The sequence below is a fragment of the Vreelandella hamiltonii genome, assembly GCF_014651775.1.
Taxonomy (GTDB): Bacteria; Pseudomonadota; Gammaproteobacteria; order Pseudomonadales; family Halomonadaceae; genus Vreelandella; species Vreelandella hamiltonii.
On the sequence record NZ_BMXN01000009.1, the window covers coordinates 1 to 12,585 of the forward strand.

A 12,585-nucleotide genomic window follows, 5' to 3' on the forward strand; every position below is an offset into this window, starting at 1 on the left:
TTTCATCGGAGTGGCTCTGTCAGCGGGTGTTGGACGACAGGTCAGATTTTACCTCGTCGGTGGCTATGAGGCAGCTCCGACGGGATTTATGCAGCGTTTCCTTAAACATGAAATAGACCGTATTTAATTGACAATTCACCCACCTCTCTTTAGACTTTCGCCGCAAATGTAATGACGCCGATTTGTACCCAGATTGCGGGCGTCCACGCGGTTCCTGTAACCACGTGAAGTGCAGCTAAAAGGGTGTGTCCAGCGTTGATGGCCACCCGCAAGGGTGGCCTTTTTTTTGTTACCCTCCCTACGCTCGCCTCCCCCGCACTCCGTCTTCGGCCTAACATTAAGGCAGACGCTATGATTGAACTTAGCAACGTAAGCAAAACCTACGGTAGCGGCCCCAGCGCCGTTCACGCCCTTCAGGATGTCAATTTAACGATCCCCAAGGGCAGCATTCACGGCGTCATCGGCCTATCCGGCGCAGGTAAATCGACCCTGATCCGCTGCGTCAACCTGCTGGAGCGCCCCACCAGCGGCAAGGTACAGGTCGACGGCCAGGAAATGACTCAGTTGAGCCGCCGCGACCTGAATCAGGCACGCCATCGTATTGGCATGATCTTTCAGCACTTCAACCTGCTCACCACGCGCACCGTCTTCGATAACGTGGCGCTGCCGCTGGAGCTGATGGGCGAGAAGCGCAGCGCCATCAAGAACCGCGTCTTGCCACTGCTCGACATGGTCGGTCTGGCCGACAAGGCCAAGCAGTACCCCGCGCAACTCTCAGGTGGTCAGAAGCAGCGCGTGGCCATTGCCCGGGCGCTGGCCAGCAAGCCCAACGTACTGCTCTGCGACGAGGCCACGTCGGCCCTGGACCCGCAAACCACCAGCTCCATTCTCGAACTGCTGCGCGACATCAATCAGCAGCTGGGCATTACCATCCTGCTGATCACTCATGAGATGGAAGTGGTCAAATCGATCTGCCATCGCGTCAGTCTGATTTCCGGCGGGCGACTGGTGGAAGACGCCGAAGTCGGCGATTTCTTTACCGCACCAGCCACCCAGCTAGGTCGCGAGTTCCTCAACGACTTCCTGCAGCTGAGCCCACCCAAGGAGCTGCTGGAGCGCTTGCAAGCGCAGCCCGGCGAGCAGACCCACCCGGTGGTGCGGCTGACCTTCTCGGGCGATGCGGTCTCCACGCCGCTGATTTCACGTCTGGCGCGCGAATGCAGCGTGGATGTCAGCATTCTGCAGGCCAAGGTCGAGTCGATTCAGGAGCGCACGCTGGGCTTGATGATCGCCGAGCTGCTGGGCACTCCGGCACAGACCGAGCAAGCCATGTCTTATCTGGAATCGCATCAACTACAGGTGGAGGTACTGGGTCATGTCCAGCGCAATGTTTGATCTCGTGTTACAGGCGACGCTGGACACCCTTTACATGGTGGCCGTGTCCGGCGTCATCGCCACACTGCTGGGCCTGCCGCTGGGGGTGCTGCTGTACGTCACGCGGCCTCGGCAGATTCTGGCCATGCCGGTACTCAACCAGGCACTGGGCATCATCACCAACGTAGGCCGTTCGATTCCGTTCATCATTCTGATGGTCGCCATCATTCCTTTCACGCGAATGCTGGTCGGCACCTCCATCGGCATCAATGCCGCCTCGGTTCCTTTGACCATCGCGGCCATCCCCTTCGTCGCCCGCCTGATCGAAGGCGCGCTCAACGAAATTTCGCCCGGCCTGATCGAGTCCGCCCAGTCGATGGGCGCCACGCCCTGGCAAATCATCACCAAGGTGCTGATCCCTGAAGCACGCGGCGGCATCATCACCGGTCTCACCATTACCGTGGTGACCCTGGTGAGCTACTCGGCCATGGCAGGCGCCGTTGGCGGTGGCGGCCTTGGCGATTTGGGCATTCGCTATGGCTACAACCGTTTCAACCCGACCATCATGCTGATCACCGTGGTGATTCTGGTGGTCATGGTGCAAGGCTTCCAAAGCCTGGGCGACTATCTGGTACGCAAAAGCGATCGCAAGTAAGCCACCGACGGCTCAGCGAAATGACATAGCTTTTAGCTTTGATCAGCATAGCCACATATAGCGAAAACGAATTAGACTTGCGTTTCTTATTACCGCATCATTGCAACACGATTCACCACAACACTGGAGCAACGCCATGCAAAAACTCGTTATTGGCAGCCTGACCGCCCTGGCACTGGCCATCAACGTCGCCAACGCCGACACGCGCACCATCAAGATGGGCACGGTCGCTGGCCCGGAAACCGAAGTCATGGAAGTCGCGGCGCGCATTGCCAAGGAAGAGTTCGACCTGAACGTCGAAATCATCGAGTTTACCGATTACGTGACGCCCAACGCGGCACTGGCCGATGGCAGCCTGGATGCCAACGCCTACCAGCACGAGCCCTACATGCAAGCCATGATCAACGACCGTGGCTACGACTTTGCCATCGCCGGCTACACCTTCGTGTACCCCATTGGCGCCTACTCTGAAAAATACAGCAGCATCGATGAACTGCCGGACGGCGCTCAGATCGCCCTGCCGAACGACCCTTCCAATGAAGGTCGCGCTCTGATCCTGATGCACAACGAAGGTCTGATCACGCTGAACGATCCGACGTTCCTGGAAGCCACCCCCATCGACATCGCTGAAAACCCGCGCGGCTTCCGCTTCCGTGAAATCGAAGCAGCGCAGTTGCCTCGCGTACTGCCCGACGTGGACATGGCCTTCATCAACAACACCTTTGCTCAGCCAGCAGGCCTCAGCCTGGATGACGCACTGATCAAGGAAGGCCCCGAGTCTCCCTACGTCAACCTGATTGCCGTACGTGGCGGTGACGAAGAGCGTGAAGAGATTCGCCAACTGGTCGAAGCCTACCAGCGCGACGAAGTCATCGAGAAAGCCACCGAGCTGTTCAAAGGTGCCGCCGTACCTGGCTGGATCGAAGACTAATCCGCCGAGCAGCACACACGCTTTGCCATCAGGCCAGCCGCGAGGCTGGCCTGATGCGTTTTGATCCGAGACATTGATCCGAACCGGGAAACAACATGACCCCCATCGATTATGACCTGCTCAATCGTCAGCTCGCTGCCCTGCTGGACACACGCGACTGGCTGACCAACAGCGCCCAGACCAGCGCGTTCATCCAGCAATCGCTGGAACAGCTCAACTGGGTAGGCTTTTACCTGCAGCGCCAGCCGGAAATATTGACCCTAGGCCCCTTCCAGGGCAAGCCCGCCTGCAACCCCATTCCGTTCAACAAGGGAGTATGCGGCGCAGCGGCGCGCAGCTGCACCACCCAGCGAGTCGACGACGTACACGCCGTAGCCGACCATATTGCCTGCGATGCGGCCTCCCAGTCCGAACTGGTCGTCCCCATCGTTCAGGATGGCTGGCTATGGGGCGTTCTGGATATCGACAGCCCCCAGCTGGCCCGCTTCAGCGCCCAGGACCAGGCCGGCATCGAGGCGCTGGTCGATACCTTCATTCGCCAGACCGATCTGCCCCGCCCATAACGCAAAAAGCCCCGAGCAGTGCTCGGGGCTTTTTGGAGAATCTGGTAGGACCAGGCGGATTTGAACCGCCGACCTCCACGATGTCAACGTGGCGCTCTAACCAACTGAGCTATGGTCCTGAAACGTGGCTGCACATGATTGGTAGGACCAGGCGGATTTGAACCGCCGACCTCCACGATGTCAACGTGGCGCTCTAACCAACTGAGCTATGGTCCTGCTGTGCAACGGATGCGTATTCTACGGCTTTATAGCTGAATTGCAAGTCATTTTTACGTCTTCTTCTCTGCAAGGCTCTGGCAACCGCCTGAGCTGGAAGAATTATATCGACACTTGATAAACGTAACCACTAAGCTGCATCTACGTTAAATCGCCATATCATGATGCCAGGAGGTATCGCTTGCTCGGTCCATTACTGGGTTGTACCGCTCTGACACTCCTGTTCGCCACGCTGCTGGCCAGAGTCCGCCTACGCTGGTGGTGGATTCGCAGCGTCGAATTTCCACGTTTGCAGCTGGCGACAGCAGCGGCGCTCTGTGCGCTGCTGAGCGGGCTGATACTGCCTGCTGGCAATTGGCAGAACATTGCTCTGGCGGCTTCCCTGGTGAGCCTGCTGCTTCAACTGCGCTACATCATCCCTTGGACCCGCTGCTGGCCAGTCCAGGTCAAGGCCACCCACGCCGACAGCCAGGCCCCGACGCTGACGCTGCTGATCGCCAACGTGCTCACGCCCAACCGCCAGTCAGCGAAACTGCTGGCCATGATCGAGCGCCACCAGCCAGACGTGGTGCTCACTCTCGAATCCGACCAGTGGTGGCAAGAGCAGCTCGATAGCGTTCTCCACGAACGGTGGCCCCACAGCGTCAAGGTGCCGCTGGACAACCTGTATGGCATGCATCTCTATTCGCGCCTGCCGCTGAGCAACCCACAGGTAAAGTGGCTCATTCAGGACGACATCCCTTCCATCCACACGCGCGTCACCCTGGACAACGGCGAACAGATTCGCTTCTACGCCCTGCACCCCAGACCGCCCGCCCCCAGCGAGAGCGAAAAGTCGCTGTGGCGCGACGCCGAGTTGCTATGGGTAGGCCAGGAAGTCCACGAAGAGCCTTTCCCCACCATAGTGGCGGGCGATCTCAACGATGTGGCCTGGTCGCGCACCACGCGGCTGTTCTGCAGGGTCAGTGGCATGCTCGACCCCCGGCGCGGCCGCGGGCTCTTCAGCACCTTTCACGCCCACTACCCTGTGCTGCGCTGGCCGCTGGATCATGTGTTCGTCAGTGAGGAGTTTACGCTCACCCACATGGAGCGCCTGGAAGACTTCGGGTCGGATCACTTCCCCATCCTGGCGACGCTCAGCTACCAGCCGGCGCGCCAGGATGAGCACGACACCCCTTCCGCCAGTTCGGAAGAGCGTCAGGAAGCCAGTGCCACCATTGCGCAAGGCAAGAGCGAAGAACAGCAGACCTGACGCCAAACTGGCCTGAACCAGGCCAGAGCGCGGCTGTTTACTGAGGAATCCCCCCACGCGTGAGCACCGCCGGGTCAAGCAAGCGCTCCAGGGTCGCGCGGTCCAGGTCGGTTTCTTCCTCGGCCACGTCGATGATGGGCCGACCCGCCTGATACGCCTTCTTGGCAATGGCCGCGGCAGCGTTATATCCAATGACACTGTTCAGTGCCGTGACCAGAATCGGGTTGCGCGCCAGCGGCCCCTGCAAATTGTCCTCGCGCACCTTGAAAGTGGCGATGGCCCGCTCGGCCAGCAGCGTGGCAGTGTTGCTCATCAGCGTAATGGAGGTCAGCAGATTGGCCGCCACCAGCGGTAGCATCACGTTCAGCTGAAAGTTACCGCTCTGCCCGGCCACGGTCACCGCCGTGTCCAGGCCGATCACCTGAGCCGCCGCCTGGGCCGCGGACTCGGGAATCACCGGATTGACCTTGCCAGGCATGATGGAGCTCCCCGGCTGCAGCGCCTCCAGCTCGATCTCACCCAGCCCTGCCAGCGGTCCAGAGTTCATCCAGCGCAGGTCATTGGCAATTTTCATCACCACACAGGCAAAGCCGCGCAGCTGCCCGGACAGCTCGACGGCAGCATCTTGAGAGCCCAGGCTGGCGAAGAAGCTGTCGTTGGGCACCAGAGAAAGCCCTGTTTGTCGACTCAGGTCCTCGGCCACCCGCTCGGCAAACCCTTCAGGCGCATTGATACCCGTGCCCACTGCCGTACCGCCTTGCGCCAATCGGCACAGCCGCTGCTGGGCGCTGTCAAAACGCTCGATGGCCTGCCCCACCTGGCTGGACCAACCACCCAGTTCCTGGTCCATGCGCAGCGGCATGGCGTCCATCAAATGCGTGCGCCCGGTCTTCACCACGTGGGAAAGCGCTTCGGCACGGCGGTCGATGGTCTCTTTCAGCTGCACCAGGGCAGGTCGGAGCTGTTCATGTACCGCAATCGCTGCGGACAGATGAATGGCGGTCGGGATGACATCGTTACTGGACTGCCCCATGTTGACGTGATCATTGGGCGTGACCTCGACCCCTTCACGACTGGCCAGGGTCGCCAGCACCTCATTGACGTTCATGTTGGTCGAGGTGCCCGACCCCGTCTGGAACACATCCACTGGGAAGTGCTCATCGTACTGCCCGTCGATCACCGCCATGGCCGCCTTTTCGATGGCCGCGGCGCGCTGTTCATCCAGCAACCCCAGCGCCTGATTGCTGCGCGCGGCAGCCAGCTTGATCCGCGCCACAGCGTGAATGAACGCCGCGGGCAACGGTGTGCCCGACACCGGGAAGTTGTTTACCGCCCGCTGTGTCTGGGCACCGTAGAGGGCTTCTGCGGGTACTTCCAGCTCACCCATGCTGTCTCGTTCAATCCGCGTGCTCATGGTGCTCTCCTTTTCCAATTGGCTCATCGAGTTCAGTTCGCTCGTCAATGGCTGGCATAGCCAGCAGTGACGATCAAATGATAATGATTATCCATAACTTAAAGTGTAGCGATGTTCCGTGGATCGGTAAACAGCGTCCCCACAGCATGGAGGGCAAGAGGCGATTGCGCCATGTTGCACTGCACAAAAACAGCTGTTATGCTGCAAAGCAAGATGAGGTCAGCAGTTGCAGTAGCGATTTCAGGAACGCGGTTGCTGAGCCTTGAATATTGGATTGCCCTACTCGATCAGCAATCCGTTTGCCTAAGACTTTGCCCAAGACTTTGCCCAAGACTTTGCCCAAAACAAGGCCAGGAGATATCACCATGCGTACCTTCAACACCAACGAAATGACTCAGCAGTTCGACAACCTGTTCATGGCACCTGCCCGTGCTTACATGACCCTGAGCATCGACTACTCTGAAAAACTGCTGAATGCCCAGCTGGACGCGAACAAAGCGTACGTGGACACCGGCATCGCTCAGGTGCGTCAGCTGATGAGCGTCAAGGATGCCGATGGCCTGCGCAGCTACATGGAAAGCCAGCAAAAAGTGGCCAAGGACCTGGCCGAGCGCGTCAAGGGCGACGCTGACAAGGTGGTATCGCTGCAGCAGGATTTCCTGCAGAAAAGCCAGAAGCTGACCGAAGAAAACGTCAAGCAGGCTCAGGCAGCCGCCAGCAAAATGAGCAAGAGCGCCTGATCAAACGCCAGGCTGGTGGCACGTGAGTGAGGCCAGCCCAACGTAAAAAGCCCCGAGCACGCTGTGCTCGGGGCTTTTTCATGGTACCTGCCAATGATGTCTACCAGTTGAGTGCGCCTTTCACGAAAGGGATGGTCAGCTTGCGCTTGGCCGACAGCGACGCCTGATCCAGGGTCTCCAACGCCCGACACAGCTCGCCAAGCTCTCGGGGGCCGCGATGCAGGATATACCGCCCCACATCGTCGGGTAACTCCATTCCCCTGACCCGAGCCCGCAGCTTCAAGGCGGCCAGGCGCTCCTGGTCATCCAGCGGGTGAAGATGAAACGTCACCCCCCAGGTCAACCGTGAGGCCAGGTCCGGTAGTACGACGTCCAGCCGCCTGGGCGGCGCATTGGCGGCGATCAAGAGCGCTTTGCCAGCATCTCGCAAGCGATTGAACGCATGGAACAGCGCCTCTTCCCAACGCTTGCGCCCAATGACGTATTCGAGGTCGTCGATGGCCACCAGGTCAAGACGCTCGATATCCTCCAGCATCAGCGGTGGGAAATGGCCAAGGTCGGCCAACGGCAGGTAAAGGGCACGCTTGTCCTGATCCGACGCCGCATGGCAGGCCGCCTGCAACAGATGACTACGGCCGCTGCCCGGCGCGCCCCAAAGATAGATGAACGGCTCGGCGTCTGGCGACAGCTGTTGCGTCAGATGCTGCACCAGAGCTGCATTACCGCTCGAGGGATAGTAATTGTTCAGCGTTGCGTCATCACGCAACCCCACCCCGAGCGGTAACTGTGCCGGCAATCGGCTCATGAAGACTCCCTTTTGTCCTGGAGACCCAGTTCGTGCGGCGGTGACGTCGGCTCCAGCGTCTCATCATACAAGGCACTGTTCTGGTAACGCTCTTTGACTTCCTTGAGCAGCACCATGATGACCGAAGCCGCTGGCAAGGCCAGAAGCACCCCGGTCAGGCCAAACAGATTGCCCCCCGCGAGTACCGCAAAAATGACCGCCACCGGGTGCAAGCCAATCTTGTCACCCAGCAATTTGGGCTGCAGCACGACACTTTCGATGACCTGCCCCAGGCTGAATACCCCCAGCACTCCCAACAGCGCCCACCAGCTGTCGAACTGGAACAATGCCACCACCAAGGCACTGCTGAGCCCAACGATGAACCCCAGAAAGGGGACGATGCTCACCAGGCCAGAAATGACACCGATCAACAGGCCAAAATTCAGCCCCATCAGGGTCAGACCCACCGCATAGATAATGCCCAGGCACAGCATGACCAGCAACTGCCCCCGCAGGAAAGCCGCCAACACCTCGTCGCAGCGCTTGGCCAACCGAGTGGCGTCATCGACCCAGTGACGCGGAATCAAGTCGATCAGATTGTTCAGCAACCGGTTCCAGTCGAGCAACAGGTAAAAGGTGACCACCGGGATCAACGCCACGTAGGTCACCCACGTGGCAAACGCCATGCCCGAACGGCCGATCTGACCAAGCGCCTGGGCCAGGTAGCTACCGGCATCGCGCCAATTTTCAGCCAGGGTCTCCTGAACATTGTCCAGCTCGGAACGCAGGTCATACCCCGTCCACTCCTGCACCTGCGGGGCCAGGTAGTTTTCCACCCAGTCGAACACCCCCGGCACCATCTCCCCAAGCTGCTTGATCTGCTGGATGACCAGCGGAATCAGAATCAACAGACTGATGGCCAGCACCAGCAGTAAAATGAGGAATACGCTACTGACCGCCCACACCCGCTTGAGGCCCAGCCGCTGAAAATAGTTGGTCAACGGGTCTGCCAGGTACGCCAGAATCAGTCCGGCAATGAAGGGCATCAAGACGGCATCCAGCAAATACACAACGCCAACCAGGGCCACCAAAAACAGGATGCCCCACCACGAATGTCGCATTTCACTCTCTCCTTCCTGGATAAACGGTCAGCGTCAAGCAATGAATAGTAACAAAACCTGGCCAGCACGCATCTGATAACGTGTCCATCGGTGCGACTTACGTCGCGCAATGATACAATCGCAGGCCGTTATCGCTCCGGCACTGGCAATTTGCCAGCACAATCGCTTTGCATAGGCTTCACAGGACCCGTCATGACCGAGACCTCCTCTTCCCAGTCGACTCCCTCTCTCAGCTACAAGGACGCAGGCGTCGATATTGATGCAGGCAATGCCCTGGTGGACCGCATCAAGCATGTGGCCAAGCGCACGTCACGCCCGGAGGTCATGGGCGGCCTCGGCGGTTTCGGCGCCCTGTGCGAGCTGCCTGCGGGTTACCGTCAACCCGTACTGGTCTCTGGTACCGACGGCGTAGGCACCAAGCTGCGTCTGGCCATGGACCTGGGCAAGCATGACACTATTGGGATCGACCTGGTAGCCATGTGCGTCAACGACTTGATCGTGGCAGGTGCCGAGCCGCTGCTGTTTCTCGACTACTATGCCACGGGCAAGCTGGACGTGGATATCGCCGCCGACGTGGTCACCGGCATTGGTGCAGGCTGCGAACTGGCCGGCTGTGCCCTGGTGGGCGGCGAAACCGCCGAGATGCCCGGCATGTACGAAGGCAACGACTACGACCTGGCCGGCTTCTGCGTTGGCGTCGTGGAGAAAGAGGAGATCCTGGACGGCAGCAAGGTTGCCGAAGGCGACGTACTGCTGGGCCTCGCCTCTTCCGGCCCTCACTCCAACGGCTACTCCCTGATTCGCAAGATCCTCGAAGTCAGCCAGGCGTCGCTGGAAGAGCAGGTGGACGGCAAGCCGCTGAGCGAGGCACTGATGGCCCCCACGCGCATCTATGTGAAATCGCTGCTCTCGATGATGCGTGAAACGGAGCTGGCGGTACATGCGCTGTCGCACATCACCGGCGGCGGCCTGTTGGAAAACATTCCCCGCGTGCTGCCCGACCACCTGGCGGCACAGATCGACCTGACCACCTGGCAGCGCCCGGAAGTATTCAACTGGCTGCAAGCCAAGGGCAACGTCAACGAAACCGAAATGCACCGCGTGCTGAACTGCGGCATCGGCATGGTGGTAGTAGTGCCTGCGAGCCAGGCGGAAGCCGCCAAGGCTCACTTGCAGGCTCAAGGTGAAACCGTGTACCAGATTGGTCACATCGTGGCACGCGAGGACGAGGCCGTGGTGCTGAACAACCTCAAGGCAGGCCCGCAGGCATGAGCAGTACCGAGTACAGCACGGATACCATCAACGACCTGACCCCGGAACCCGTGGGAGCGCGTCGTGTGGTGGTGTTGATCTCCGGCAGCGGCAGCAACCTGCAGGCCTTGATCGATGCCCAGCAGCACGACCGTCTGGGCGGCGAGATCGTCGCGGTCATCTCCAACGAGCCGGACGCTTACGGTCTGAAGCGCGCCCACGAAGCGGGTATCGAAGCGGTGGCTTTGCCCCACCGTGAATACGATAGTCGCGACGCCTACGACGGCGCGCTGATCAAGGTGATCGAACGCCATGAGCCGGATCTCATCGTTCTGGCGGGCTTCATGCGAATTCTGACGCCACGTTTCGTACAGCGCTTCCTGGGCAGAATGCTCAACATTCACCCGTCGCTGCTGCCTGCCTACCAGGGCCTCAACACCCACGCCAGAGCCTTGGCCGATGGCGTTGCCCAGCATGGTTGCAGCGTGCATTTCGTCACCGAAGAGCTGGACGGAGGGCCAGTGGTCTTGCAAGCCGAGCTCGCCGTCACCGCCGAAGACAGCGTCGAGACCCTCAAGGAGAAAGTCCACGCCCGTGAACACCTGATCTTCCCGATTGCCGTTCACTGGTTCCTTGAAGGACGCTTGCAATACACCGCCGAAGGCGCACGCATGGACGGCCACCTGTTACCGCCCCACGGCATGCGTCTTTCCCATGCGGATGCCGCCGAAGAGCTGGACGAAGAAGCCAACGACGCCTGAGCCATCGTTGCGCCCAACCTAAAACGCCCTGATGCATCACTGCATCAGGGCGTTTTTTATCCTGCCATCTGACGATGACTGATCGCTAAGTCCTTCCCCATCACGTTCTGGGCAAGGTCACCCCACGCTGTCCCATGTACTTGCCGCCGCGATCCTTGTACGAGGTTTCGCAGACCTCGTCGGATTCGAGGAACAGCATCTGGGCAACGCCTTCATGGGCATAGATCTTGGCAGGCAGGTTGGTCGTGTTGGAAAACTCCAGCGTCACGTGGCCTTCCCACTCCGGCTCCAGTGGCGTCACGTTGACGATGATGCCGCAGCGCGCGTAGGTCGATTTGCCCAGACAAATGGTCAGCACGTTACGCGGAATACGAAAGTACTCCACCGTGCGCGCCAGCGCGAACGAGTTGGGGGGAATGATGCACACGTCCCCTTTCACATCGACGAAGCTCTTGTCATCGAACGACTTGGGATCGACAATCGCCGAGTGGATATTGGTAAACACCTTGAACTCATCGGCACAGCGCACATCGTATCCGTAGCTGGACGTGCCGTAGGAGATCACCCGCTGATCGTTGACGTAGCGCACCTGCTCGGCTTCGAAGGGCTCGATCATGGCATCGCTCTGCGCCATACGGCGGATCCACTTGTCTGATTTAATGCTCATCGGTTACTTCATCACTCGCTAAAGGAAATCGTCGGACCACCGGATTGATGGGCGTTGACGGACTGCGCCACCTGACGGGCAATCTCGGCAAACGTTTGGCTCACGGAACTCTCCGGCTCGGCAACCACGCTGGGGCGCCCGGAGTCGGCCAATTCACGAATCGACAGGGTCAGCGGCAGCCGACCCAACACCGCCGTATCATACTCTTCGGCAATGCGGTCACCGCCACCGGTGCCAAAGATCGCCGCTTCATGGCCGCACTGCTCACAGTGGTAAAGGCTCATGTTCTCGACTACCCCCAGCACAGGCACATTGACCTTGCGGAACATTTCGATGCCCTTGCGAGCATCCAGCAGCGCGATGTCTTGAGGTGTCGTCACGATCACCGCACCCGACACGGCCACTTTCTGCGCCAGGGTCAACTGAATGTCGCCGGTACCGGGCGGCATGTCGATCAGCAGGAAGTCCAGGTTGTCCCACTGGGTCTGGGTGAGCATCTGCTGGAACGCCCCCACCACCATAGGGCCACGCCATACCATGGCATCACGGGTATTGACCATGAACGCCATCGACATGGCTTGGATGCCGTGTGCTTCCAGGGGCAAAAATGTATTGTTCTCCCCGGCTTGAGGACGCATGCCCTCCTTGACGCCCAGCATCTGGGCCTGGCTGGGTCCATAGATATCGGCGTCCAGCACGCCCACACGGTAGCCCTGAGCCGACAATGCCAGCGCCAGATTCACGGTCACGGTCGACTTGCCGACACCACCCTTGCCCGAGGCCACGGCCACGATATGTTTCACACCATCCATCAATGGCTCTCCCGTTGTTGAATACCTGCATGGTCTGGCGGGAA

At 59.8% G+C, this 12,585-nt stretch carries 13 protein-coding genes and 2 tRNA genes; 8 read left to right on the plus strand and 7 right to left on the minus strand.

Features of this window, described 5'->3' with window-relative positions; all coding sequences use genetic code 11:
* Positions 1 to 351 precede the first annotated feature (351 nt).
* From IE091_RS09430 to IE091_RS09445, 4 genes are all read left to right on the plus strand, one after another.
* Positions 352 to 1,395, plus strand: coding sequence for a methionine ABC transporter ATP-binding protein (locus IE091_RS09430; RefSeq protein WP_096922883.1), 1,044 nt, complete (start codon positions 352 to 354; stop codon positions 1,393 to 1,395).
* Complete coding sequence (locus tag IE091_RS09435; RefSeq protein ID WP_026001709.1) at positions 1,376 to 2,029, plus strand: methionine ABC transporter permease; 654 nt, start codon at positions 1,376 to 1,378, stop codon at positions 2,027 to 2,029. Before IE091_RS09430 ends, IE091_RS09435 begins: the two co-directional genes overlap by 20 nt.
* A 136-nt stretch (positions 2,030 to 2,165) precedes the next feature.
* Positions 2,166 to 2,960 (plus strand): MetQ/NlpA family ABC transporter substrate-binding protein, encoded by a 795-nt coding sequence (locus IE091_RS09440; protein ID WP_096922882.1) that lies wholly within the window; start codon positions 2,166 to 2,168, stop codon positions 2,958 to 2,960.
* A 95-nt stretch (positions 2,961 to 3,055) separates the two neighbouring features.
* Complete coding sequence (locus IE091_RS09445) at positions 3,056 to 3,523, plus strand: GAF domain-containing protein (protein WP_096922881.1); 468 nt, start codon at positions 3,056 to 3,058, stop codon at positions 3,521 to 3,523.
* Between the two features lie 42 nt (positions 3,524 to 3,565).
* Here IE091_RS09445 and IE091_RS09450 read toward each other — a convergent pair.
* A tRNA-Val gene (locus IE091_RS09450) sits at positions 3,566 to 3,642 on the minus strand.
* Between the two features lie 20 nt (positions 3,643 to 3,662).
* Positions 3,663 to 3,739, minus strand: a tRNA-Val gene (locus tag IE091_RS09455).
* Positions 3,740 to 3,920: 181 nt separating this feature from the next.
* Between IE091_RS09455 and IE091_RS09460 the strand changes: the two genes are divergently transcribed.
* Positions 3,921 to 4,991 carry an endonuclease/exonuclease/phosphatase family protein gene (locus IE091_RS09460; RefSeq protein ID WP_096922880.1) on the plus strand — a complete coding sequence of 357 codons (1,071 nt, stop codon included), beginning with the start codon at positions 3,921 to 3,923 and terminating at the stop codon, positions 4,989 to 4,991.
* A gap of 37 nt (positions 4,992 to 5,028) precedes the next feature.
* Here IE091_RS09460 and IE091_RS09465 read toward each other — a convergent pair whose 3' ends face one another.
* Positions 5,029 to 6,405: a class II fumarate hydratase gene (locus tag IE091_RS09465; RefSeq protein ID WP_144983271.1), complete on the minus strand. Its 1,377-nt coding sequence runs from the start codon at positions 6,403 to 6,405 to the stop codon at positions 5,029 to 5,031.
* A 365-nt stretch (positions 6,406 to 6,770) separates the two neighbouring features.
* On the opposite strand from IE091_RS09465, the gene IE091_RS09470 reads away from it, so the two are divergent.
* Positions 6,771 to 7,145 carry a phasin family protein gene (locus tag IE091_RS09470; RefSeq protein ID WP_039182247.1) on the plus strand — a complete coding sequence of 125 codons (375 nt, stop codon included), beginning with the start codon at positions 6,771 to 6,773 and terminating at the stop codon, positions 7,143 to 7,145.
* Positions 7,146 to 7,245: 100 nt separating this feature from the next.
* Here the strand turns inward: IE091_RS09470 and hda are convergent, their stop codons facing one another.
* Together hda and IE091_RS09480 are read right to left on the minus strand one after the other, a co-directional pair.
* Entirely contained in the window at positions 7,246 to 7,950 is a 705-nt protein-coding gene (gene hda, locus IE091_RS09475; RefSeq protein WP_039182250.1) for a DnaA regulatory inactivator Hda, read from the minus strand.
* Positions 7,947 to 9,050 carry an AI-2E family transporter gene (locus IE091_RS09480; protein WP_039182252.1) on the minus strand — a complete coding sequence of 368 codons (1,104 nt, stop codon included), beginning with the start codon at positions 9,048 to 9,050 and terminating at the stop codon, positions 7,947 to 7,949. Before IE091_RS09480 ends, hda begins: the two co-directional genes overlap by 4 nt.
* 192 nt (positions 9,051 to 9,242) lie before the next feature.
* Here IE091_RS09480 and purM point away from each other — a divergent pair, with 192 nt between their 5' ends.
* Together purM and purN are read left to right on the plus strand one after the other, a co-directional pair.
* Complete coding sequence (gene purM, locus IE091_RS09485; RefSeq protein ID WP_039182255.1) at positions 9,243 to 10,322, plus strand: phosphoribosylformylglycinamidine cyclo-ligase; 1,080 nt, start codon at positions 9,243 to 9,245, stop codon at positions 10,320 to 10,322.
* On the plus strand, positions 10,319 to 11,062 hold the full coding sequence (purN, locus tag IE091_RS09490) for a phosphoribosylglycinamide formyltransferase (RefSeq protein WP_189463520.1): 744 nt from the start codon (positions 10,319 to 10,321) through the stop codon (positions 11,060 to 11,062). The genes purM and purN overlap by 4 nt, the downstream gene beginning before the upstream one ends.
* Positions 11,063 to 11,162: 100 nt before the next feature.
* Here purN and dcd read toward each other — a convergent pair whose 3' ends face one another.
* Positions 11,163 to 11,729: a dCTP deaminase gene (gene dcd / locus IE091_RS09495; RefSeq protein ID WP_039182260.1), complete on the minus strand. Its 567-nt coding sequence runs from the start codon at positions 11,727 to 11,729 to the stop codon at positions 11,163 to 11,165.
* 11 nt (positions 11,730 to 11,740) lie between these two features.
* Positions 11,741 to 12,541: an iron-sulfur cluster carrier protein ApbC gene (gene apbC / locus IE091_RS09500; protein ID WP_052196470.1), complete on the minus strand. Its 801-nt coding sequence runs from the start codon at positions 12,539 to 12,541 to the stop codon at positions 11,741 to 11,743.
* Positions 12,542 to 12,585: the final 44 nt, after the last annotated feature.